The 2,303-nt window shown below is 51.1% G+C and carries 1 protein-coding gene and 1 pseudogene; one reads left to right on the plus strand and one right to left on the minus strand.

Going from position 1 to position 2,303, the window contains the following annotated elements:
• The first annotated feature begins 22 nt into the window (after window positions 1-22).
• Window positions 23-295, plus strand: a complete 273-nt coding sequence (locus BBW68_RS02115; RefSeq protein ID WP_070133806.1) for an arylsulfatase regulator — start codon at window positions 23-25, stop codon at window positions 293-295.
• Window positions 296-1,220: 925 nt separating this feature from the next.
• Here the strand turns inward: BBW68_RS02115 and repA are convergent.
• Window positions 1,221-2,104, minus strand: a pseudogene (gene repA / locus BBW68_RS02120) (plasmid replication initiator RepA).
• Window positions 2,105-2,303 lie beyond the last annotated feature (199 nt).

Consider the following 2,303-nt stretch of genomic DNA (forward strand, 5'->3'; position numbering starts at 1 on the left):
TTCGAGTGGGAATGGGGCAAGAGTGATTACGTTAAGCGCAGAACAACGTCAGCTGGCTAAGTTAATCCATGACTATGCCAATAGCTTTCCTGTATCAGTTATCGGTGACGAACAGCTGTTACAAGGGTGCTACGATTATATGGATGCTTTCAAACAAGTAATGGACAGCTCATCCAAGATCCAGATAGACTACATCTGTCAGCAGTACAGTGGATTTTTCCGTTTTGCCCGGATAATGGAACTGATAGCCCAGGGGATCGCTGACGGTATAGTTAAAGTTCCGAAAGAGCATTGACAGGTTAGGTTCTGCGCCGGAACCGCCGACATTTCCGAAACTCACGATTTTATCAACCGACACTTTTTACTGTCAGAATTAAACTGGCCATCCCGCCCGGGATGGAAGAAACGACAGCAAAATGAGGTCGCCGGCCGCAGCTGAAGCCAAAAAAATGCTGGCATCTCTGTTTTTCATGCGCGAAGCGCATAGAAGGCGGCATACCGTAGCTGATATGAAGCACAGAAAGCAAACCGCCGGGCCTTACTCCCCTGAACGGGGATGATGCACCCACTACCACCGTATCTGACCAGAGCCACGGCAACACGTTTACGCACGCTGCTGTGTGGTCACTGCCCCAGCCCCCTCCCTGCAAAGCCATAACGGGCTTACAGCGATGTTTACCGCTGAGTTAAGGCCGAAGCCCCGGTGAGCGGTCAGAATGGCGCTGTGCGACGTTCTGAGCGTGATTTACGGGGTCTTAACGGCTGTGACCAGCGGGAGCAGACGTTTAGAGACTTAATTGCACATTTCGTGACTGTTTTTGCCCACTTTAGCGGGTGCTAACTTTGAGCGTAGCGATTTCCGAACCGACGCGAGCGTAGCTCGCTGTAAGGGCGGGCATTATAAGCTGTCCACAGGACAGCAGCCGAATAAGTTATTTACTTTAAAAGAAATAAAGATCTTACAGGATTTTTAAAAGATTAGTGGCAGTTTGTAAACACCCCGGATAGCACTGACTGAAGATCGCCTCTTGCAGTTAAATGTGTATAACGATAAATCGACATGGCCGCCTGATAAATCTTGCCAATTTTCGTGATAGTTCGCGCTGAAAATAGGGGTGATAGCCAGAATGTTGGTTAACAGGTGAGTGTTATTTGAGCGGGAACAGGGCAGGGGCGAGAGAAAACCTCCGAAACGAATCGGAGTAAGAAAACAGGGGGAACTAGCTGGGTGATAGCCGGGAAGTATACCGTCGCGATTTGACCATACGCATCCTGACGCGCTCGGCAATCAGCTCTTTGATGCTGGAGAATGTGAGACTCATGTGTTTGCCCTGACGGATCTCGCGGTTAACCTGAGCGCGAACGGATTGTTCTACTTCCTTCCGTGAGCGCTCGGCGTCACGTAAGGCGCGGGTGCGTTCTTCACCCTCGGCCTTACGTTTCAGGCGGTTCTCTTTAAAGCGGGAGTGGAACTTGCTCCAGCCCTAGCTAATCAGATCTCCGATATCGAGACGAGAGTGGCCGCGCCGTTCGCGCTGCTTGTTCTTCCACTCGGCACAGCCATTGCGGGCAGCAGCCACCGCTTCAGGGGATACGTCCAGCGCCTCAAAAAAAGCTCCGGTAAACGTGATGTCAGTCGGCATGTAACAGCCGATCTCCGGATCAAACGTTTTTTCGGAGTAAGTGACCAGACCGAAATCCTCAGCCAGCGAGCGCAGCGCACGGGTACACGAGTAATAGAGAGTCCACTTTTCTTTGTTTCCGTCGCAAGACCGCACTCCATCGCAATTGTCGTTAACGATGCATTAACACGGTTTATAAGCGGATCGTAGTGGTAGCAGATACCCTGTAGCAACGCCTCGATAGCCCGTAGTCGTAGAACTGGCGGCATACGGAAGCGCTTACCCTGCGAACGGGCAAATGCTACATGGAGAGTAAAGTCGTAACGTCTGGTGAAACCCTCAGCCTTAGCCATGAGCTTCTTGTTAAACGGTAGTGTCGCTTTCTCCTCATTGCTGCCTTTTTTCTTCGGCGCAACGAACTTCGGGAAAGGATTTTTGACTTGTCGGTACGCTGTAAGCGCTAGTGTTTTCGCACTATTCACACCCGCCCGCACTTATGCCGGTGCAAAGGGGTTGTATGTGATTATACATTTGCTATAATCCTTCACAGGCACGCTGCCTGCTTTTGGCCCCCTGATTATCTTCGTCCTGGCAAGTTCGAGAGATATTCGGGGGGTTTTTGCATTCAGGGGTTCGGCATTTGCCTGTTCCCCCATCCCTGGACGCTATTACCGGGAACGT

The organism is Candidatus Erwinia dacicola, from assembly GCF_001756855.1.
Classification (GTDB): domain Bacteria; phylum Pseudomonadota; class Gammaproteobacteria; order Enterobacterales; family Enterobacteriaceae; genus Erwinia; species Erwinia dacicola.